The following is a 21000-nucleotide window of genomic DNA, read 5'->3' on the forward strand; positions in this document are numbered from 1 at the left end:
TGGCAAGGGGTTCCAGCATGGGTCTCTTTGAGGTAAAGCCATCCGCGACCAAGGCCAACCCATCAAAGGACTGCCCGCATGAAATTCTTCGTAGACACAGCCGAGATCGACGCAATCGCCGAACTGAACGATCTGGGCATGGTGGACGGTGTGACCACAAACCCTTCGCTGATCCTGAAGTCAGGCCGCGATATTCTGGAAGTGACCAAGGAAATCTGCGATCTGGTCGACGGACCTGTCTCGGCCGAAGTCGTGGCAACCGAAGCCGACGACATGATCGCCGAAGGTCGCAAGCTGGCCAAGATCGCCCCGAATATCGCTGTCAAAGTGCCGCTGACATGGGCGGGCCTGAAGACCTGCAAAACGCTTAGTGACGAAGGCCAGATGGTCAATGTGACCCTCTGCTTCTCGACCAATCAGGCGATTCTGGCCGCCAAAGCCGGCGCAACTTTCATCTCGCCCTTCATCGGGCGTCTGGATGACATCAACCTAGATGGCATGGACCTGATCGCCGATATCCGTCAGGTCTACGACAATTACGGATATGAGACCGAAATCCTCGCCGCCTCGATCCGCACCGTGAACCACGTGACCGACAGCGCCCGCATCGGTGCCGACGTGATCACCGCACCACCCGCCGTGATCAAAAAGCTGGCCGATCATCCGCTGACCGATAAAGGCCTTGAAACCTTCCTGTCCGATTGGGCCAAAACGGGTCAGAAAATCCTCTGATTCTGCGCGAACCCGCGCGGCGCCCCTGGCGCCGCGCTCGGCCCAGCTGCTTTGAATCTGATCTCGGATCAGATCTCTGCAGACTGGAGTTTTCCCGACCACATTCCCCGCGAAATTCAAATTGACGCTCATTTTTCCCGAGGCAGTTCCGGCAAGCCGTGCTATAACGCCGAAAAATAAAAAAGACCGGACAGGACATGAGCAGCAACACCATACTCAAGGACACCTTGCGCGAGGCGATTCTGGCCGAACCAGATGCCATTCTGGATGACAAGGACCTGATGCAGGCCCTCGTCACCGCAAATGAGCAGGCGCGCGGGAATAACGTCATCGACCTGCGCGGCATAGCCATGCAACGGCTCGAGGCCCGGCTGGACCGGCTGGAGGATACGCACCGCTCGGTCATTGCGGCAGCCTATGAAAATCTGGCAGGCACAAATCAGGTTCATCGGGCCATTCTTCGGCTACTTGAACCGGTCGGATTTGAGGAATTCCTGCAAATACTTGGTGCAGATGTGGCTGACATACTGCGTGTCGAACGCATTACGCTGGTTCTTGAAACGACGGCAGTCCAGAAAGACCCGGCTATCTCAAGACTGGCAGGCGTGCTGGCCATCGTCGAACCCGGTTTCGTCGACAACTATCTGACCTTTGACCACAGCGGCCCTGCACGCGAGGTCGTCTTGCGTGAAATCATCCACCCCGCGCACAGGATATTCGGCAGTGATGCGGATCACCTGCGCTCTGAAGCTTGTCTGAGGCTGGATTTGGGCGAAGGCCGCCTGCCTGGCATGATCATCATGAGCGCAAAAGACCCCAGGCACTTTACGCCAAAGCTGGGCACGGATCTTCTGACTTTCTTTGCTGGTGTCTTCGAACGGTCGATGCGCCATTGGCTGTCGTGAGCCTTATTTCTCCAGCTTGTCGTGACGCACTGCAAAACTGGCTTGATGGCCTGGGGGCCTTGTCAGGCCGGTCCGAAAACACGCTGACCGCCTATCGGGGGGATGTGTCCGAATTTCTGTCCTTCATGACACTGCACCATAGCGAAAGCCAGGGGATGGCGGCGATTGCACGGATTACGATCTCGGACATGCGGGCATGGATGGCCGATCAGCGCGCATCCGGCGTTGGCTCGCGCTCGCTTGCGCGCAAACTTTCCGCCGTAAAAACCTTCTACCGTTGGCTTTCGGAGCGTGAAGGGTTTGAGCCGACCGCAGTTCTGTCGACCCGCGCCCCCAAATTTACCCAAAAACTCCCTCGTCCCATGGCCGAGGATGCCGCACGTGCGATGATTGAAACGGTCGAGATGCAATCAGCCAGCGACTGGGTTTCTGCCCGCGACGTTGCGGTCGTTACTCTTTTATATGGCTGCGGTTTGCGTATTTCCGAGGCTCTCTCACTGACCGGAGCGGATACCCCTTTGCCCAACTCGCTGCGGATCACCGGCAAGGGCAACAAAGAAAGGGTCGTCCCGGTCCTGCCGGTCGCGCAAACAGCTGTAGATCAATATGTAAAGCTGTGCCCCCACCCCCAATCCAGGGAGAAGGCACTGTTTCGCGGGGTTCGCGGAGGCCCCCTGAACCCCCGAGCCATTCAGGGGGTGATGGCCAAAGCGCGCCAGCAGCTTGGGCTGCCCTCCACTGTAACACCCCATGCCATGCGCCACAGTTTCGCGACTCACCTGCTGTCTGCGGGCGGTGATCTACGCACCATTCAGGAATTGCTGGGCCACGCATCGCTGTCCACCACCCAAGCATATACTGCGGTCGACACGGCGCGCCTGATGGAAGTTTACAACCGCACCCACCCAAAAGCCTAAGCAAACGCTATCCACATTGACCGGGCTTTTGGTTTGCATCTGGCCCGCGCATCATTCAAGAGACACCATGACACACAGATTCAAAGCTCTTTCCGTACATCTATTCACCGCGACCGGCGCCGTATTTGCAATGCTCGCCATGCTGGCCGCCGTCGAAGAGAAGTGGAGCCTGATGTATCTGTGGCTGGTCGTCTCGTTTATTGTGGACGGTATCGACGGCCCCTTGGCGCGGCACTATCACGTCAAAAAGAACGCCCCGGAATTTGACGGGGTGCTTCTGGATCTGATCATTGATTACCTGACCTATGTGTTCATCCCGGCCTTTGCCCTGTTCAAATCGGGCTTGATGGACGGCTGGACCGGCTGGTTCGCCATCATCGTCATCACCTTTGCCAGCGCCATGTATTTCGCCGACACGCGGATGAAAACGAAGGACAATTCCTTTTCCGGCTTTCCGGGCTGCTGGAACATGTTCGTCATTGTGATCTTCGCGCTCGAGCCCAGTTTCTGGGTTATCCTGCTGCTGGTGACGCTGCTTTCGCTGGCAATGTTCCTGCCATTGAAGTTCATCCACCCGGTGCGCACTGAACGTTGGCGCAATGTGTCATTGCCGATGGCATTTGCCTGGACCTTCTTCGCCGGATGGGCTGCCTGGGTCGATTTCCACCCCGAAAGCTGGGCCCATTGGGGTCTGGTGATCACCAGCTTGTATCTGGTGTTCGCAGGAATTGCCCAGCAGGTGATCCCGCCACGCAAAGCATAAGGTCACAGGACCTCCTGCACCTCGAACTCGGTTCCGTTATGGGCGAACACATCACCCTGTTGCAGGCCAGCCATCGCCAGGTAAATCGGGCTTTGGGTTGAGATGCCCATATAGGTTTTGCCGTCCACTTCGAACCGCGTGGTCGAGACGCAGACCACAAAGCGCCGGTTGTTGAACTTGACCACCGCACCCGGTTGCACCCTGTCGGTCAGATCAAAATCCGTATTCTCGATTACATCGATCTTGGCATGATGCGCATGCACCGGCGCATCGAAGGCTGCTGCCAGATCGGCATTCTCGCGCGAGGCTGCGATGTCATCCTTGTCATGCCCTTCCCGGTCATCAAGCTGCGAATCTTTCAGGAAAGCGTCGTAATGCGCCAGTGCGGTCGCAAGCTCTTGCTCCTCAAGCGACATAAGGCGGTCGATGATAGCCTTTTTACGAACTGCCAAGTCTGGTTGATCGGTCATACCATGCGATCCTTTGAAATCTCTATTTGAAACAAATTGGGCATCAACCAGCGGGATTGCAACAGAATTCCGCTTTCTAGATCAGCAGACCGGCGGCGCGTTCATGGCGCAACAGCGCGACTTTGGTTTCAATCCCGCCATCACCTGAAAACCCGCCCAGCCCGTTTGCGGCCAGCACCCGGTGGCAAGGGATAATCACCGGAATGGGATTGGCGCCACAGGCCTGCCCCACAGGTTGCGGGGGCTGACCGAGTTCCTTCGCGAGATCACCATAAGTTCTGGTTTCGCCCAGCGGAATGGCAAACATCAGGTCGCAAACCTGACGCAGGAATTCCGACCCCTCGATACGGTAAGGCAGATCGAACCTGTCCAACCGCCCCTGATCATAGGCGCGCAGCTGCGCCGCGGCCTCCTGCAACAGGGGCGTGACTTCGCCCTGATTGCCGCCATTCCAGATCAGGCGCGTCACCGCGCCATCTGTTTCTTCAACACCCAAAGTCCCGAAACGGGTCTCAACCGCAATCATTCCCATGCGAACAGGCTGACAGAAACCGCGCGCATCACAACCCGAATTCTGCGAATCCGGATCTTCATCTGGCCAAAAATACCTCGGAGCGCGAGGCAGAGCCTCGCAAAAGACTCCGCCTCAGCCGCAGAACACTGATTAGCTCAGCGCGTCGTTACAACGCCCGCACACGCCGTCATGCGCATGGCGCCCAACATCAGGCAGGATTTTCCAGCAGCGCTGACATTTCTCGCCCTCAGCCTTTTCGAACACCACGGCCACGCCCTCGATTTCCGGCACGCGGAACGCCTCGGCCGGGGCCGGATCTCCGGTGACGGTCAAACCGGACGTGATGCACATGTCATCGACGTCAAACGTTGCCAGAAGATTGCGGGTTTCACCATCTTCGACATGCACGATCGGTGCGGCCTCAAGGCTGGAACCGATGACCTTGTCCTGTCTCTGAACTTCGAGCGCGGCAGTCACAGCGCGGCGGACCCGGCGGATCTTGGCCATGCCAGCCTCAAGCTCGGTATTGCGCCAGTCGGCAGGCGTCTGCGGGAAGTCCACCAGATGGACCGAGCTGTCGTCACCCGGGAAACGCTCCAGCCAGACCTCTTCCATAGTGAAGACCAGAACTGGGGCCAGCCATGTGGTCAGACGGTGGAACAGTATATCCAGCACGGTGCGCGCGGCACGACGGCGCAGATTGTCGCCGTCGCAATACAGCGCATCCTTGCGGACGTCGAAATAGAAGGACGACAGATCAACGGTTGCAAAGGTGAACACCGCACTGAACACGCCCTGGAAGTCGAAAGACGCATATCCTTTTCGCACCTGTTCATCCAAATCGGCCAGACGGCTGAGCACCCAGCGTTCCAGGCGCGGCATATCCGCAGGGTGCACCCGGTCAGCCTCAGAAAAATCAGCCAGCGAGCCCAGCATGAACCGCATGGTGTTGCGCAACCGACGATAGCTGTCGGCGGTGCCCTTCAGGATTTCAGGTCCGATCCGCTGGTCAGCGGTGTAATCGGTCTGAGCCACCCACAGGCGCAGGATATCGGCACCGTATTGCTTGATGACCTCTTCGGGCACGATGGTGTTTCCCAGCGATTTGGACATCTTGTTGCCCTTGGCATCGAGCGTAAAGCCATGGGTCACCACGTTGCGATAGGGCGCGCGGCCCTTGGTGCCGCAGGCCTGCAGCATGGACGAATGGAACCACCCACGATGCTGGTCGGTGCCTTCCATATATACATCGGCGATGCCGTCCTCGGTGCCGTCCTCACGGTCGCGCAGCACAAAGGCATGGGTCGAGCCCGAGTCGAACCAAACATCCAGAACGTCGAACACCTGATCCCAGTCATCCGGGTTATAGTCATTGCCCAGGAAGCGCTCTTTCGCGCCGTCAAGATACCAGCAATCGGCCCCGTCCTGTTCAAACGCTTCTTTGACGCGCGCATTCACGCCAGGGTCGCGCAGCAGAAAATCGGGATCGGTCGGCAAAGCGCCCTTCTTGGTAAAGCAGGTCAACGGTACGCCCCAGGCGCGCTGGCGCGACAGAACCCAGTCTGGCCGGGCCTCGATCATGGAATACAGACGGTTCCGGCCGGTCTGCGGGGTCCATTTCACCAACTCGTCGATCGAACGCAGGGCGCGTTCGCGGATGCTATCGCCCATTTCGCCCATGCCGTCGTCCAGTTTGCGGTCGACCGAGGCAAACCATTGCGGCGTGTTGCGATAGATGATCGGAGCCTTCGAGCGCCAGGAATGCGGATAGCTGTGCTTGATCTTTCCGCGCGCCAGCAACCCGCCAACCTCAACCAGCTTATCGATCACGGACTTGTTGGCATCACCCTCACCGCCCTTGCGGGACAGGATGTATTTGCCGCCAAAGAACGGCAGATCAGCGCGGAACGAACCATCGTCCATCACGTTATAGGTGATGACCTGCTCCAGCATGCCAAGATCACGGTAGAGCTCAAATTCCTCCATCCCGTGCGACGGCGCGCAGTGAACAAACCCCGTTCCTTCGGTGTCGGTCACGAACTCAGCCGCGCGGAAGTCACGGATGTCGTCCCATTCGCCATTGCCGCCCTCGGCACCGGCCAGCGGGTGGGTCAGTTGGACAGATGACAGCACATCGGCTGTGACATCACGGACGCGGGTCCACTGGTCGTCGTTCAAGCGGGCGCGGCCCAGCACGTCAGCGGCCAGATTGTCCGCCAGCAGAAACTTGTCGCCAACAGCAGCCCAGCATTCCTCTGGCGCATCAGTGACTTCGTACAGCCCGTAGGAGATGTCCTTGCCATAGACCACAGCCTTGTTCGACGGCATGGTCCAAGGTGTCGTCGTCCAGATCACAACAAACGCGTCATCCAGATCGCCCGCATTCACAACCTTGAACTTCACCCAGATGGTGAAGCTTTCCTTGTCGTGATACTCGACCTCGGCTTCGGCTAGCGCGGTTTTTTCAACCGGCGACCACATGACTGGCTTGGACCCCTGATAGAGCGTTCCGTTCATCAGGAACTTCATGAACTCATCCGCGATCACAGCCTCGGCGTGATAGTCCATGGTGATGTAGGGATCGGCCCAGTTGCCGGTGATGCCCAGACGCTTGAACTCTTCACGCTGGATGTCGATCCAGCCCTCGGCGAACTTGCGGCATTCCTGACGGAAGTCGACAACGTTCACCTCGTCCTTGTTCTTGCCCTTCTTGCGGTACTGTTCCTCGATCTTCCATTCGATCGGCAGACCGTGACAATCCCATCCTGGCACATAGCGCGCGTCGTGGCCCATCATCTGATGGCTGCGCACGATCATGTCTTTGATCGTCTTGTTCAGCGCGTGACCGATGTGAAGGTGACCGTTCGCATAGGGAGGGCCATCGTGCAGGGTAAAAGGCGTGCGGCCCTGTTTTTCACGCAGGCGGTCATAGACACCGATCTCTTCCCAGCGTTCCAGCCATGCGGGTTCGCGCTTGGGCAGGCCTGCGCGCATGGGGAAATCGGTTTTCGGCAGGTTCAGCGTGTCTTTGTAATCAGGTGTTTGGGTCGTGTCGGCGCACATTGGGGGCGTCCTTTGGATGATCTGGTCGTATTGGGATCGAAGCGGTCGGTGCGAGTTCTCAAACACCTTTGCCCGGCGTCTCAGTGGTCAGAGCGCCGGGGAAATAATTCGAATAATGATGGCCAGACGGGCATACATGGCCGCGCTTATAGGACGCTCACAGCTAATGGTCCAGTGGTTCCGCCTCTTGTGGCGATTGGCGCAGCTTTGCCCAGCGATTCAGCCACGCCAAACCGGCCAGTGCAAGTCCCAGCGCCAGCAGCGAAAAGACCCGGATCAGGCCGCCCAGCCCGGCGATGTCGATCAGAAATACCTTAGCCACGGCCAGTCCGATCACAACCAGCCCCACTTTGCGCAACAGGTCGGACCGACGGGCCAAAGATTGATAAAACAGCGCCGCGCCTGCAATCAAAAGGGCCAAGGTATAGGTGTAAAGCTCTGGTTGGCTGACCCCAGCCCCGACATACATGCCACCGGGACCCTGCCAGAAATGACGAATAGAAGCACCCAGCCAATATGCTGCAAGCGCACCCGCAAGACCGAAACAGCCCTGCCGCAACCAAACCGGCATCTGTTCAATGCGCCAGGCTGACATGGCAAGGACCCCGGCAGGAAGAAGGTAGGCTATGGCAAGCGTGTTCATCAGCGCAGGCCCCAACACGGGATCACTGTGCACATAAAGAACGGGATTTGCCTCGGTCAGCGCTTGCGCAAGTCGGAACAGGGCATGGGCGGCAAAGAACGCCGCCAGCCCATAGCGGACATAGTTCAACGGCCCGCCCAAATCGAACCGCCGTATCTGTGCCGCCGCCAACAGCAGCCAGATCACCGCCATCAGGCCCAACCCCCAATGGCTATCCTCCATCCCGCCTTGACCGAACCCTTCCAGCCAGCGCAGCAGCAGCAATGACAGCAATATCCCCGCGGTTGCCCAGGCTGCGCTTTCCAGCAGCAAGATTGCAACGGGGCGGTTCAATCCCCGGATCAGGCCCCAGGCGAGAACATATCCAAGGGTGGCGGCGCCATAGACCAACGTCATTTCACCGACCGGCACCGTATTGGCCCAGTACAGGCCCGGGTTCAGGATCAGCCGCACAGTCACCGTGAAGACCCCGGCCCAGATAAACCAACTGAGCTGAGGCAGGTTGAACCGACGATCCAGCGCGGCAGCGGCTACAACGGTCACAACCAACGCAATCGTCAAGGCGCCAGAACTCAGCACGATGACACAGGCAAATGCAAGACAGGACAGCGCGGATAACGTGGCCAGCGCAGGACGTATACGTTGTTCACCATCCACGCGCGCATAGCGTTCGGCAAAGACCACCATCAAGGCACCCAGAGCCATTGCGTGCAGCCCCCAGAAATACGCGCCCAAAACCTCGGCCGGGCGCCAAGCGATCTCAAGAGCGATGGCAAGTATAGGTGCGGTTATTACCGCCCCAGCCGCCCAGACCACGCCATGGCGCCCCTGCTGCATCGACCGCCACGCCGCCGCAACCGAAAGGGCTGCACTCAGTGCCACAAGCAATGTCACGACAAAGGGAAAATCCGCCTCGGGGGTTTCGGCATAGGTCTCAGCAAAACGCTGTGCGACTTTGCCCCGATCCCACCCCTGGAGAAATACGAGCCAGACAAGGCCAACAATCGGGAAAACACTGATGTCCTGAAGTGCCCTCGCCCCGCTTGTCCAAACGATCATCGCAAAGGCCAGACCAGCCAAAAGCGTCAGGCTCAACCAGAACTCACCGGCGGAATCCGGCCAGTGCAGCGCCAGGATGGCCGAGCTGACCGCAACTGCACCAAATGCCAGACGCGTCGGAAACTCGGGCCATGCCTCGCCGCTTTGGCGTCGGGTCATTTCGCTGACCATCGGGCCGGTGTGATCAGGCCAAATTCGCCGGACCGGAATCGCAATAGTGATGAGCGCAAAGGCGGTGATGCAGGTCAGATAGCCCGGCTCTGTCATCGGTTCCGACAGGACCAGCAGCAGACACGAAGAATAACCTCCGACCAGTGTCAGAACCGAAATCCACGCCCATCGGCGGACGGTGTCTATGCCCAGGCCCAGAACCGTTATGGTCAGGAAGTAGCCATATAACCAGGTCGGATCATCCGAAGAGCCACCGACCAAGAATGGGGAGGCAAAGGCACCTGTCAGTCCGACAGCTGCCAATAGCGGACCATGGAACCAGCCCAAAACCAACCCGACAGATGCAACGCCAATCATGGCGACAAGCGCAAATTCAGGGCCGATCAAGCCATATAGTTGCCGCGCCGCCAGAACGCCGCCAAACAGTGTGACCAGCCCTGCGCCTGAGAACACCGAGGGCAAATAGGCGCTCGCGGAGTCCACGCCATCGCCATAGCGCCTGCGAATGACCTCTCCGCTGACAATCAGCGCCGCGCCAAACAGCAATGCGGCAACGACACGTGCCGACGGCGGCAGTAACCCGTTCTCGACGCCGTATTGCACCAAAAAAATTCCCGCCAGTGCCAGCGACAGTGCCGAAACGACATAGAACCAGTTTTCCTGCAGCCATTCCTGCAGCAACGCGAAACGGTCAGAGCTGAAAACCAGTGCTTCTTGAGGAGATTGCGGGGGGATTGGCTGTTCGGTCTCAGGTTGGTCGGCTATCGGCCACACTGGAGGCGCTTTGGCCGGAATAGTCTGCGCCTTGGACTCGGGCTCTGTCGCGAGTTCTGGTTCAGTATTGGTGCCATGTTTCAGTGACAGGATGTCCGCCTCTAACTGGACGACCCGCCGCCGCAACCGAACCTGACTGACAAGCAGCAGCACAATGGTCAAAGGAATAGCCAGCGCAACCACCGCAAGAAGGACCAGAAGGGATTCCAACCTGTTTCTCCTATCAAGTTCTCTGCAGGCTAACCTGATGCATCAGGTAGAAACAGTCCGGAATACCGTCCTGCATACCGCGACACGGCCTGAAATCAAAACAGGTCTATTGAAGGGCGGGAAACCATCAGCCAGACTATGGCCAAAACGGCCAGAAATGCGGGGATCCCACATGCAAACCAAAGCCGGAACAATATGAAATACGAACGCGGCAAAGCAGCATCGCGATCTGCCGCCTCTTGCGCGAAGTTCCGCATCTTTATCTGCATCCAGACGACCGGCAGCCAGAAGACACCGGTCAGGACATACAGCAATAGTGACAGCAGCACCCACCCTTCGACCAGTGACCAGCCCAATCTGAAGGCCAGCAAGCCACCTGAAATTGGCTGCAAAACAACGGCGGTTGTGGTGAACAGCATATCGGCCAGCACCACGATTGCCGCCGTCTGGGCGATGAAACGCGGGTCGCGTGACCGATGGGCTATCAGCATGAAGAATGCGATTCCGGCCCCGGTTCCCAACAAGACGCAGGCCCCGATCACATGAAACCAGCGCAAGATCAGATCCGGGTCCATCATCGGCTTTTCACCATTGGCAGTGCGACCAGAGACAACATGATCGCGGGCATGACCTTAACAAGCGGTCCAAGCGGGTCGAGCCACAAGGCAGGAGCCGTAATTGAGGCCGCCAATAGGTAGAAAACCGCCACACAAAGTTGAGCGATGCAGGCGCGTTCTGCCCATGGTCGCCAAAGGATCGCAAGCCCCAGAAAGATATCGACACATGACCAGAACAGCACGCTGGCCACAGCGGCACCACTGGTCCAGCCTGCGACGGTTAGGACTTGTGTGGCTTGCGGCAGGCTCAGCAATCCGAAAACACCTGAGAGAACCCAGAAAAGGCTGAGCACCGCAACCGTCAACGGCATCAGCAACGACATCCGTGCAGCCAACCTGTGTTCGCGGGAACAGGCCATGCTGCGATAAATCTCGGGCATCGAACCCATGGATTCGCCTGTCACCCTGCGAAAAGGGGCCGGGTCGCCAAGAACTCCGGTAGCCATGACCGTCATTGCGTTGCTGCGAAGGGGCGAACGCCACCCCAAGCGCCCAAGTTGATCGGCGCAACCGGCGGCGAACTTAGCAACCACAGCCGGTGCCGTTATCCGAACACGTGCCTTAGGGAACCCCATCCAATGGCGGGTTTCGTCCAGAACCTCGGACAGCGAATGAGCCTGATCCTCGACCAGATCATAGGTACCCTGTGGCAACGTCTCATCAACGGCCGCCGCCACGGCGCTGCACAAATCGGCCATTCCAACACATTGAACCAGCGTCTGCGGATAGGCGATCGGTTGCACAAGCGGAATTGCGGCCAGCATGCGCAACAAGGTCGTTCCACCATAGTCAGTCTGTCCGATCACAAGGCCCGGCCTTAGAATCCACAGCGGCACACCACTGGCCTGCAAGGCGGCATCCCCGGAGGCTTTGGTGCGCATGAATTCCGTGTCTGCCTCTGGGCTGCTTCCGGTTGCAGAAATCTGAACCAAAGCAATCTCGCGCGCGGCGCAGGCCTGCCCGAGGGCGGCAATCGCAGTGTGATGCACCGCCTCAAGATCGTCCTTTGGTCCGTCCTGCAACGCCCCGGCGCAGTTCACGATACAATCAAAACCTGACAGAATTTCCAGCCAATCGTGTGGGTGCGTGAGCTGGCGCAAATCTCCCTGAGCCAAAGACATCCCGGGCAGGATTTTCTCACCCAGGTTTGTATCGCGCACAAGGCCGCATACATTGGCATCTCGATCCGAAAGAGACCGCATCATCGCCGCGCCGATAAACCCATAAGCGCCTAGAACAAGTATATTTTTCCCAGAACCTTGCATCGGGCACCTTACCTGCTGAAGTTGCGCCCCAACCTAGCGGGTCGAGCGGCAGCCGTCTGCGGCACCGGGCAAACTGCGACAATTCCGACCGCTAGGGGTGAAACAGTGAACCGACGAAATAGGCGATTGCGGCAGCGGCCCCACCAATCAGCAGCGTTTCGATCCCTGACCGCCACCACGGAGCCAGCGACCAGCGGCTTTTGAGGGCACCAATGGCAAAGAAAACACCCATCGTCATCCAGGCCGAAGCAGCAAATGCCCGGTCCACCGAAAACAGAAACGGCAAAAGCGGGACCATGCCGGCCACAAGAAAGGCAAAAAACGTCGCCACCGCAGCTTTGCGCGGATGCGGATCGACGCTGCCCAGGCCATATTCTCCCTCGATCATCAGGTCGATCCAGTTGTCATGGTTTTCCGTGATCGCATCGGTGGCTTCGTCCAGCACACGGCCCGACAGTCCTTTCTGGGCTAAAATCTCGCGCACCTCGTTCCGTTCACCATCGGGGTAAAGATGTATATGACGCTCCTCGATCGCGCGAATGCGCCGGATGTTATCCAGTTCAGCCTTGGTGCCCGAGTAATTCCCCGCCGCCATCGAAAACCCGTCAGCCAGCACATTGGCCAGCCCCAGCGCTATGATGATGAACGGTGACAGCCCCGCCCCGGCAACGCCCGCAACGATGGCAAAAGTGGTGACTGATCCATCGATCCCGCCGTAAACCACATCACGCAAAACGCCACGCCCCGGCGGCGCGTTGATACGTGCCGCGATCTCTTGCTGGCTGTGTCCATGGTCTGTCATGGGTGCCTCCTGCTTTGTTATGATGCGCGGCTGGCAGGAACGCTTTGTCTCAGGTCAAGTTTTCGAAAACAGCCCCGCCAGCGCACGCTTGATCATCGACCGGGTCGAGGGCTTGTGACGGTCCGAGAACGGTAAAGGACGGCATACCTCCATCGCGGCCACGCCGACGCGCGCGCTAAGCGCCCCGTTAACCAGGCCTTCGCCAAACCGCCGCGACAGTTTGCTTAGGACAGAGCCGCCCAGCACCGGTTCAAGCAAGTCGTCGCCCATTGCCACCGCGCCGGTTGCGACCAGATGCACAAAGACCGCCCGGGTCAGGCGCCAACTGCCCAGAAAACCGGCCCGCCCACCATAGATCTCGGCAACGCGGCGGATCATCCTCAGCGAAGCGGCCAAAGCCGTCGCCACATCCGCAAGAGCCAAAGGAACCAGAGCGGTCACCGTCGCGACCTGACGCGCAGCGGCCTCGACTTCTCGACTGGCCGCGGCATCCAGAGGGGCCAGCAGCTCGTCCTCGGCCAGAGCCATCAGATCCGAGGCATCGAAAGGCTCGGCGATACGTTCGGCCAGCCTATCGCGGCCCCATCGAACGTCCTCGCGCCCGTTGTAAAATGCCAACAACCGGTTGGTTACAGCGCGGGCTTGCGTCAGATCCGCCTCTGCCAACGCGGTGTCAGCGGCGCGACGGATGCCATCCACACGCGAAAGCCGCCCGATCGCAGCAAGTTCCCGCAAAGCGATGATCAGGGCAACCAGCAGCAACGCGCCAATCAGACCAGTTACAACCCATCCCAAAACCGGCGCGCGCAACAGCAAAGCGGTCACAAAATCCCATGCCGCCACCGAGACAACCGCGCCGATGACCGCTGCCGCCAGTCCCCAAAACCAGCGTGACAGGGCCGACGGTTTCCGTGCAGCCAGACGCGCGGCGGCCTGCATCGCCTTCCCCTGTGGTTCGCCCGCATCCGGAACGGGCGGTGCCAAAGCGACATCCGCAACAGGTTCCTCGGGATCAAGATCGATCAGAACCGGACCCTTAGCCATCAGCAGCCCTTTCTCTGTTCCAGACAAACTTTATGTCCGGCAGGTTTTCGTCATTATCGGCCCCGTCACCGCGGGCAATCTCGGCAAATCCGTTGCGCTCGTAAAATCTTCGCGCGCCATGGTTGGCCTGAAAGGCGAACAGGGACAGCTTTTGTCGGCCAGATTTCGCCTGATCCAACAGGCGCTGCCCGATCCCCTGATTGCGCGCTGACGCACGCAGGTAAAGCGAATGGACCTCTGAACCATTCAATGCCAGAAAACCAACTACACCATCCTCGTTTTCAGCAACGGTGATCCAGTCGCGATCAATCATCACGCCGCAAAAGGCGATGGTTTCGGCACAGGAATGCAGCTCTGGCATCCACTCATTTTCACAAGCAAAACCATGCAGGATTTTCCCCGTCGCGCCAGCATCGGTGCTGCGCGCAGGGCGGAGCGTTACGGTCATAGCCGGTCTCCGATCAGGAACTGGGCCGCGCGATCAAGCCGGATATGGGGCGGGCCGTCACCCGATCGCAGGGTCAGGTTCGCAGGCGCAAAACTCATGAACCCATAGTCTTCGCCTAGCCAGCTTACTGCTCCGCTGCGGGCTGCCCCCAACAAATGAGCCGGGTCTTCGGGCAACTCACCGGGGTAGAAGGCCGCCTGCTTGCCATCAAGCAAAGTGCCCCGCACGCAGGCAAGCGGCACTCCTTCATGGGTTCGCATCTCTTCGGTTGTTGCCCGCAAAGCCGCCAGTGACACAGCCGAGGTCTCGGCCCCGGCAAAACTGGCGCGGTCACGGGCGTCGCGTGTCAACGCCTCCATGATGCTGGTCAGACGTGGATGCTGCAGGTGGTGCAAATGATCGGCCTTGGTGGCGGCAAACAAAATGCGCTCGACCCGTTTGCCCAGAAGATACTGGCTGAGCCACGCGTTGCGCCCCGGACGGAAGGCCGACAGGATATCTCCCATCGCCCGGCGCATATCCTCAACCGCTTTCGGCCCTTTGTGAATCGCACCCAGCGCGTCGACCAGAACAACCTGTCGATCGATCCGGGCAAAATGTTCGCGAAAGAACGGTTTGACCACGCGCAATTTATAGGCTTCGTAGCGCCGCGCCATTTCACGGTGCAGGCTGTTACGGGTGGCGACCCCTTCGACTGGCAGCGGCGCGAAGGTCAGAACCGGTGATCCCGCCAGATCACCCGGCAACAGGAACCGCCCCGGCGTACAATCGTAAAACCCGGCATCGCGCGCCGTGTTCAGATAGCCCGAGAACGCCTGCGCCAAAGATTGCGCCACCGGCTCATCATGTTTTGCCTCTGGCGCGACCGCTTTGGCCTGCGCCAGAAACTCTTGTGCCTCGGCCCGCTCTGTGATGCGGTTCAGCGTTTCGATTGACCAGTCGTCATATGATTTGTCCAGCAGGGCCAAGTCCAGCAACCATTCGCCCGGATAATCCACAATATCCAGATGCACGGTTCGCGGCCCCTTCATGCCAGACAGCAGACCGGCAGGGCGAACCCTGAACGACAGGCGCAGCTCGGACACGGCGCGGGTGCTTTCGGGCCAATGCGGGTTTGGCCCGGTCAGCGCAGCAAGATGGTTTTCATAGTCGAACCGGGGCACGGTATCATCAGGCTGCGGCTGAAGGTAAGCTGCGTTGATCCGTCCCTCATGCTGCGCAACAAGGCCCGGCATTCGCCCACGGTCCAGCAGGTTTGCAACAAGCGAGGTGATGAACACCGTTTTGCCCGAACGCGCCAACCCGGTGACACCAAGGCGGATGACCGGCTCGAACAGAGCTTCGGAAACGCTGTCGCCCACGGATTCCATGCCGCGCACAAGACTGTCTGCCATAGATGAGATGACCAAGCCGTCGCCCCGCTTTTATCGTTTCGCTCAAGATAGGTAGCCACCGTCCGACATGCCAGCGCTTTCCGGCCCCTTGCCCGCCGTCGCGCAGCACGGTACCAGCAGCCCATGCCCAGATACGCGTTGAAAGTCGAATATCACGGAAAGCCGTTTGCCGGGTGGCAGAGGCAGAAAGATCAGCCCTCGGTTCAGGGGGCGATCGAAGAGGCTTTGTCGCGGATACAACCGGGAGATCACACGATCGCTGCGGCGGGTCGCACCGATGCCGGTGTCCACGCGCTAGGACAGGTCGCCCATTGCGACCTGATCAAGGAATGGGACCCTTTCCGACTGTCCGAAGCGTTGAACTATCACCTCAAGCCGCAACCAGTGGCCATCGTGAAAGCCGCACGGGTGGACGATGACTGGCATGCACGGTTCTCGGCGCTTGAACGGCAATATCTGTTTCGCATCCTGATGCGCCGCGCGCCTGCAACCCATGACGCGGGGCAGGTTTGGCAAGTCAGTCACCCGTTGGATATTGATGCGATGCAGGCCGCGGCGGACATGCTGATCGGACGGCATGATTTCACCACGTTCCGGTCCACGATCTGTCAGGCGGCCAGCCCGGTCAAAACGCTGGATGAGTTGCGGGTGGAACAGGTGCAGGGCTTTTCAGGCCCCGAGGTTCATTTCCACGTCCGGGCACGGTCGTTCCTGCACAATCAGGTGCGCAGCTTTGTCGGCACTCTGGAACGTGTCGGCGCCGGGTCCTGGACGCCCGAAGATGTGCGCGACGCGCTGCAAGCTGCGGATCGTGCGGCATGTGGGCCGGTTTGCCCGCCGCAGGGGCTGTATCTTGCGCGGGTCGGCTATCCGAACCCGGTGTTCGACTAAAGCGCGCTCAGCAACAACCCGCCAGCTATCACCGCTATCAACAACCCAGCGACCAGCTCGATGGTTGGGGCCAGCACCTGTGCAAACCGCGTCGCTGAGGCCGAGGCCAGCATCCCCCCGCGCAGACCGAATGAGGTCCACCCTACCAGAGTGGTGACAGTCGCAGTGCCCAGCGCCATGCAGAACGCCCCGGCGATGCCAACGATGGCGATGCCCATCTGCCAGGTCAGGATCAACACAAACAGCGCCCCGGTACAGGGGCGTGCGGCGATTCCAGCGATCAGCAACGCCGCCTCGCGCAGGCTACCGACCTGCGCCACCTCATCCGCAGACGGACCATGCCGGTGGCCGCAATCCGAACAGGTTTCGTGATCGTGGTGATGATGATCTGCGCCGTGATCCCGGCTGCGTTTGGCAAAGCTCCGCAAGGCGCGAAACACTAGCCAAAGCCCGATCGCAGTGATCGCCCCATAGCTGACTGGGGCCATGATTTGCTCCGTTGTGTCGACCAGTCTTTCCCGAGACATCTGGAACACCAGCACACCGGCATAGACCAGAACAATCGCGGTTACGGCCTGTCCAAGGCTGGACAACACACTGATCGCTGAAAGCCGCCAGAACGCCACACGCCGACCAAGCCCATAGCCACCGATCAGGACTTTGCCATGCCCAGGACCGATGGCGTGGAAGAACCCGTAAGCGAAGCACACCGTCAACAAAGTCATGACCGCCTGAGGTTGTTCGGCGCGGGCAGCGCGCAGAGACCGCGCAATCTGGTTCTGAAATGCACGCTGTTCACCGGCAGCCCATGCCGCAAGTTGGTCAAACCCGCCGCTGAACCAGAACCAGAGCAGAACTCCGACCGCCAGAACAAACGGGACAATTAGGTATTTGGACATGAAATACGGATCTCGGTTGCAAAGTTTTCGCCCACCATCGGGATGTCATTTTCCTCAAGGTCGTAATTGGCATCCAGCGTCAGCAGAAACGCCTGCATTTGGGCAAGCTGTCCGTCGACATCCGGCTCGAAGCGGTCAATCTGGCAGGTCTTACTCCCCGAAACCGTCACCGGGCGCGTCAGGTCATATGCGGTGTAATATGTCTCATCAAACGCCTTCACCGATAAGGCGGTGGCCGGTACAGGCCCCCCTTCGACACTGCGCAGATGCGAGGTCACGATGCGCCCGTCCTCCATCAATGCTTTCGGCTCAAGTGGGCCAGAAAGCGGCAATACCTCAGCCTCGGACCAGACGACCAGATCGCCGTTATAGCCTTGATCCCACTGTGCATCGAACCCGGACAGGAAATCCTGTTCGCTTTCACTTAGAAGACCGTCGCCATCCTGATCCAGCTTCATGTCTTCGAGGACAAGCAATGAGTAGAACTCGTCATAGGCCCAGGTCACACGGACATGGGTCAGCTGCCCGGAATCGTCCACAATGAATTCCAGCCCCGTGTCGATAAAGACATGCGGGTGCGTCATCGCCGGGATCGGCAAACAGCAGGTCACTAGGGTCACAAGCCAGCGCATGGGCGAAAGATAGGGTGTCGGCCTGCGCCCGGCAATCCCATTTGGGCCGGGCGCGCAGAAGCTGGCCGATGGCTCAGGCAGGTGGGAACAACACAAGGGTCTGCAGGGCTGTTCCAACCGGCCCTTCGGTGTCATACAAAACCGATTGCGACATGCCGATACCCGAGGGCTGCCAATGGCAGACAGACTCGGAGGCCAGCCAATCCGAGACCGGCTCGCGGTGCACCTGAATCGTCAGATCGGTATTCATGAACCCCATCTCGGTTGTGGGGGCATTCCACGAAATGCCATTGCCGCAATCAGCCAGTGGACACAGCGCCTGAATCGGAGATTGCACCTCGTCCCCAAGCAACGGAGGCGTGCGCATCCAGATCGTTTTGGGACCGACGCCCTGATTTCCACCCTTGGGATAGAGGACATCGGAATAGGTCGCGAACCCCGGAAGATCGTGCCGAATTTCGCCGATGGGAAATGGGCCGTCCACCGTGTCCGCCAGTTGCGGAGATGAGAGAGCGACATTGGGAACCTGGCCAAGGTCGCGGCGGGCAAGGTGCATAGTTGTGGCTACGGCGCATAAAGTGTTGTCCAGATCGTGCACAGTAACCCGAGTGGTCGCTAGCGTTCTGGTGTGCCGCGTCGTCTCGGCCGCAACCCGCAACCCGGACAGGGGCAGCGGGCGCAGCAGATCGACCGTCAGCCGGGTCAGCATCTTACCGGGACCAATTTCAGATTCCGCGGCGCGCACGATCAGACCGCTGACCGGACCAGCATGGCAATGTTCGGCAGACCACGGGCCCCGCGCCGGATCATTGCCGACAAAATCCCCATCCGCGCGAAGTCTGAAATAAGGCAACCTGGACATGTCAGATTTCAAGACCACTTGGGACCTCAGACCTTTTCCTGTGTATGCTTTTTCAGCTCGGTCCGTGCGACCTGACGACGATGCACCGCGTCCGGCCCATCGGCCAGCCGCAGGGTCCGTACATGCGTCCACGCGGTCGCCAGCGGCGTGTCCTGACTTACCCCTTGCCCGCCATACATCTGCACCGCCTCATCAATCACCTTCAATGCGACCCGCGGGGCCACGACCTTGATCTGGCTGATCCACGGGGCCGCCGCGCGCGCATCGCCCTGATCCATGTACCAAGCAGCCTTGAGGCAAAGTAGCCGGGCCATTTCGATCTCCATCCGGCATTCGGCTATGATATCGAAATTCGCCCCAAGCTGCGCCAGCTTCTTGCCAAATGCTTCGCGTTGCAGCGACCGTTTGCACATCTGCTCCAGGGCCATCTCTGCTTGCCCAATAGCGCGCATACAGTGGTGAATACGTCCCGGCCCCAATCGACCCTGAGCGATCTCGAACCCGCGCCCTTCGCCCAGCAGGATATTCTCGGCAGGCACCCGGACATTGGTAAAGCGAATATGCATATGCCCGTGCGGCGCATCATCATGGCCGTAGACTTCCATCGGGCGCAGCACTTCGATCCCCGGTGTTCCCGCCGGCACCACGATCATCGACTGGCGTTTGTGAACAGGCAGGTCATCACCACCAGTTCGGACCATGACGATATAGACCTTGCACCGCGGATCACCGGCGCCTGAGGCCCACCATTTCTCGCCATTCAGAACGTAGGAATCGCCGTCCAGCACACAGGACATCGAAACATTGGTGGCATCGGACGAGGCGACATCCGGTTCGGTCATCAGATAGGCCGAACGGATTTGCCCATCGAGCAGCGGCTTGAGCCACTCTTGCTTCATCTTTTCGGACCCGTACCGCTCGAATACTTCCATGTTGCCCGTATCTGGGGCCGAACAGTTGAAGATTTCGGCACCCAGCGGGGTCTTACCCATTTCTTCAGCAAAAAAGGCGTATTCCACAGTTGTCAAACCCAGCCCTTTTTCACTGTCGGTCAGCCAGAAGTTCCACAATCCCGCCGCCTTGGCCTTGGCCTTCAACCCTTCAAGGATATCCGCCTGCCGGTGGGTATATTGCCAGCGGTCACCTTTGTTGATTTCAGCATGGAACTCTTCTTCCAGCGGCATGACTTCATTTCGGATCATCTCTGTTACGCGGGTCAGCAGTTCGCGGTTTTCCTCGCGCAGGCCGAATGACATGTTCATGAGTTTTCTCCTCCGCCCCGACACGCGGGCATTACCTTTGGGCCGAGAATGACTTAGCCACCGTCATGATGTCCAGTTGGGTGACGGGACGTCACCCACCCCATATGAGATTAAACGGGTGCAGTAACCGGAGACTGGCGACCGTAGAGCCGTCAATAACCTGCGTCGCGCGCGGGTGTAGCAACCCAATTAGGGTGTGAAAATCCAGTTACCATTGGCATCCTGGCACCTGCGGGTTCTGATCTCACGGGTCTGCTCGGAACTCGGAGGTCGGATAAAATGCTGCAGATGCACGCAATTATCGCGGACCTCGCGCACACGGACGGTGCCCTTGGCCCCGGTCTCGGTGCTGATCCATTCACTTTCGGCACCAACCTGCGGCAAACCACTGCCCAGCATGGTGTCTGTGGTTGCACTCAGCAATGTGAAATCATCCGGGCTCAACCCCGACTCTGCGATGATGCGAGACAGCGGTTTCGCGCTGCCGGCAACACCAATGCTCAGTACCAGAACACCTGCAACTAATAGTGATCCCCAAATTCTCATACCGCCTCGCAATTCTGCAACCAATTTACATTCAAGGATATACCCGGGAAGGCACAGGGCCAAGCCCTAGTCTGCAACCTTCAAATTATCCCGAAGAAACCTATTGCAACTCTGACG

At 59.1% G+C, this 21000-nt stretch carries 20 protein-coding genes; 5 read left to right on the top strand and 15 right to left on the bottom strand.

Going from position 1 to position 21000, the window contains the following annotated elements:
* The first annotated feature begins 78 nt into the window (after positions 1-78).
* The 4 genes from fsa (at position 79) to AC2FH2_RS18930 (ending at position 3317) form a co-directional block, all read left to right on the top strand.
* The gene (gene fsa, locus AC2FH2_RS18915; protein WP_142640163.1) at positions 79-732 is read left to right on the top strand and encodes a fructose-6-phosphate aldolase; all 654 of its coding nucleotides are present in this window, start codon (positions 79-81) and stop codon (positions 730-732) included.
* A gap of 197 nt (positions 733-929) precedes the next feature.
* Positions 930-1637, top strand: coding sequence for a DUF484 family protein (locus AC2FH2_RS18920; RefSeq protein ID WP_142640161.1), 708 nt, complete (start codon positions 930-932; stop codon positions 1635-1637).
* The gene (locus AC2FH2_RS18925; protein ID WP_142640159.1) at positions 1634-2554 is read left to right on the top strand and encodes a tyrosine recombinase XerC; all 921 of its coding nucleotides are present in this window, start codon (positions 1634-1636) and stop codon (positions 2552-2554) included. Before AC2FH2_RS18920 ends, AC2FH2_RS18925 begins: the two co-directional genes overlap by 4 nt.
* 67 nt (positions 2555-2621) lie before the next feature.
* On the top strand, positions 2622-3317 hold the full coding sequence (locus AC2FH2_RS18930) for a CDP-alcohol phosphatidyltransferase family protein (protein WP_496694659.1): 696 nt from the start codon (positions 2622-2624) through the stop codon (positions 3315-3317).
* Between the two features lie 2 nt (positions 3318-3319).
* Here AC2FH2_RS18930 and AC2FH2_RS18935 read toward each other — a convergent pair whose 3' ends face one another.
* The 10 genes from AC2FH2_RS18935 to AC2FH2_RS18980 all read right to left on the bottom strand — a co-directional run bounded on the left by AC2FH2_RS18935 (position 3320) and on the right by AC2FH2_RS18980 (position 15806).
* On the bottom strand, positions 3320-3787 hold the full coding sequence (locus AC2FH2_RS18935; RefSeq protein ID WP_496694658.1) for a hypothetical protein: 468 nt from the start codon (positions 3785-3787) through the stop codon (positions 3320-3322).
* 76 nt (positions 3788-3863) lie between these two features.
* Positions 3864-4319 carry a methylated-DNA--[protein]-cysteine S-methyltransferase gene (locus AC2FH2_RS18940; RefSeq protein ID WP_281973816.1) on the bottom strand — a complete coding sequence of 152 codons (456 nt, stop codon included), beginning with the start codon at positions 4317-4319 and terminating at the stop codon, positions 3864-3866.
* Positions 4320-4451: 132 nt separating this feature from the next.
* A complete protein-coding gene (gene ileS, locus AC2FH2_RS18945) occupies positions 4452-7364 on the bottom strand; it encodes an isoleucine--tRNA ligase (RefSeq protein ID WP_496824834.1) in 2913 nt (970 codons plus the stop codon).
* A gap of 163 nt (positions 7365-7527) precedes the next feature.
* Complete coding sequence (locus AC2FH2_RS18950; protein WP_496824836.1) at positions 7528-10221, bottom strand: DUF2339 domain-containing protein; 2694 nt, start codon at positions 10219-10221, stop codon at positions 7528-7530.
* A gap of 95 nt (positions 10222-10316) precedes the next feature.
* The gene (locus AC2FH2_RS18955; RefSeq protein WP_282027840.1) at positions 10317-10796 is read right to left on the bottom strand and encodes a DUF2269 family protein; all 480 of its coding nucleotides are present in this window, start codon (positions 10794-10796) and stop codon (positions 10317-10319) included.
* Positions 10796-12103 carry an SDR family oxidoreductase gene (locus tag AC2FH2_RS18960; RefSeq protein WP_496824838.1) on the bottom strand — a complete coding sequence of 436 codons (1308 nt, stop codon included), beginning with the start codon at positions 12101-12103 and terminating at the stop codon, positions 10796-10798. The genes AC2FH2_RS18955 and AC2FH2_RS18960 overlap by 1 nt, the downstream gene beginning before the upstream one ends.
* 91 nt (positions 12104-12194) lie before the next feature.
* Complete coding sequence (locus tag AC2FH2_RS18965) at positions 12195-12905, bottom strand: VIT1/CCC1 transporter family protein (protein WP_281973820.1); 711 nt, start codon at positions 12903-12905, stop codon at positions 12195-12197.
* Positions 12906-12959: 54 nt separating this feature from the next.
* Positions 12960-13949, bottom strand: a complete 990-nt coding sequence (locus tag AC2FH2_RS18970; protein WP_496696951.1) for a YcjF family protein — start codon at positions 13947-13949, stop codon at positions 12960-12962.
* Positions 13942-14397 (bottom strand): GNAT family N-acetyltransferase, encoded by a 456-nt coding sequence (locus AC2FH2_RS18975; RefSeq protein WP_142640138.1) that lies wholly within the window; start codon positions 14395-14397, stop codon positions 13942-13944. The genes AC2FH2_RS18970 and AC2FH2_RS18975 overlap by 8 nt, the downstream gene beginning before the upstream one ends.
* Entirely contained in the window at positions 14394-15806 is a 1413-nt protein-coding gene (locus tag AC2FH2_RS18980; protein ID WP_496824840.1) for a YcjX family GTP-binding protein, read from the bottom strand. The genes AC2FH2_RS18975 and AC2FH2_RS18980 overlap by 4 nt, the downstream gene beginning before the upstream one ends.
* Before the next feature lie 108 nt (positions 15807-15914).
* Between AC2FH2_RS18980 and truA the strand changes: the two genes are divergently transcribed.
* Positions 15915-16682, top strand: coding sequence for a tRNA pseudouridine(38-40) synthase TruA (gene truA / locus AC2FH2_RS18985; RefSeq protein WP_496824842.1), 768 nt, complete (start codon positions 15915-15917; stop codon positions 16680-16682).
* On the opposite strand, the gene AC2FH2_RS18990 is transcribed toward truA, so the two are convergent.
* From AC2FH2_RS18990 to AC2FH2_RS19010, 5 genes are all read right to left on the bottom strand, one after another.
* On the bottom strand, positions 16679-17581 hold the full coding sequence (locus tag AC2FH2_RS18990; protein ID WP_496709654.1) for a nickel/cobalt transporter: 903 nt from the start codon (positions 17579-17581) through the stop codon (positions 16679-16681). The two genes, truA and AC2FH2_RS18990, sit on opposite strands and share 4 nt — an antisense overlap.
* On the bottom strand, positions 17566-18213 hold the full coding sequence (locus AC2FH2_RS18995) for a DUF1007 family protein (RefSeq protein ID WP_496709655.1): 648 nt from the start codon (positions 18211-18213) through the stop codon (positions 17566-17568). Before AC2FH2_RS18995 ends, AC2FH2_RS18990 begins: the two co-directional genes overlap by 16 nt.
* A gap of 73 nt (positions 18214-18286) precedes the next feature.
* A complete protein-coding gene (locus AC2FH2_RS19000; protein WP_496824845.1) occupies positions 18287-19075 on the bottom strand; it encodes a thioesterase family protein in 789 nt (262 codons plus the stop codon).
* A gap of 26 nt (positions 19076-19101) precedes the next feature.
* Positions 19102-20337, bottom strand: coding sequence for an acyl-CoA dehydrogenase family protein (locus AC2FH2_RS19005; RefSeq protein ID WP_496824847.1), 1236 nt, complete (start codon positions 20335-20337; stop codon positions 19102-19104).
* A gap of 189 nt (positions 20338-20526) precedes the next feature.
* Positions 20527-20883 (bottom strand): hypothetical protein, encoded by a 357-nt coding sequence (locus AC2FH2_RS19010; protein WP_496752551.1) that lies wholly within the window; start codon positions 20881-20883, stop codon positions 20527-20529.
* Positions 20884-21000 lie beyond the last annotated feature (117 nt).

The sequence above is a fragment of the Ruegeria sp. YTSA105 genome (genome assembly GCF_059610225.1).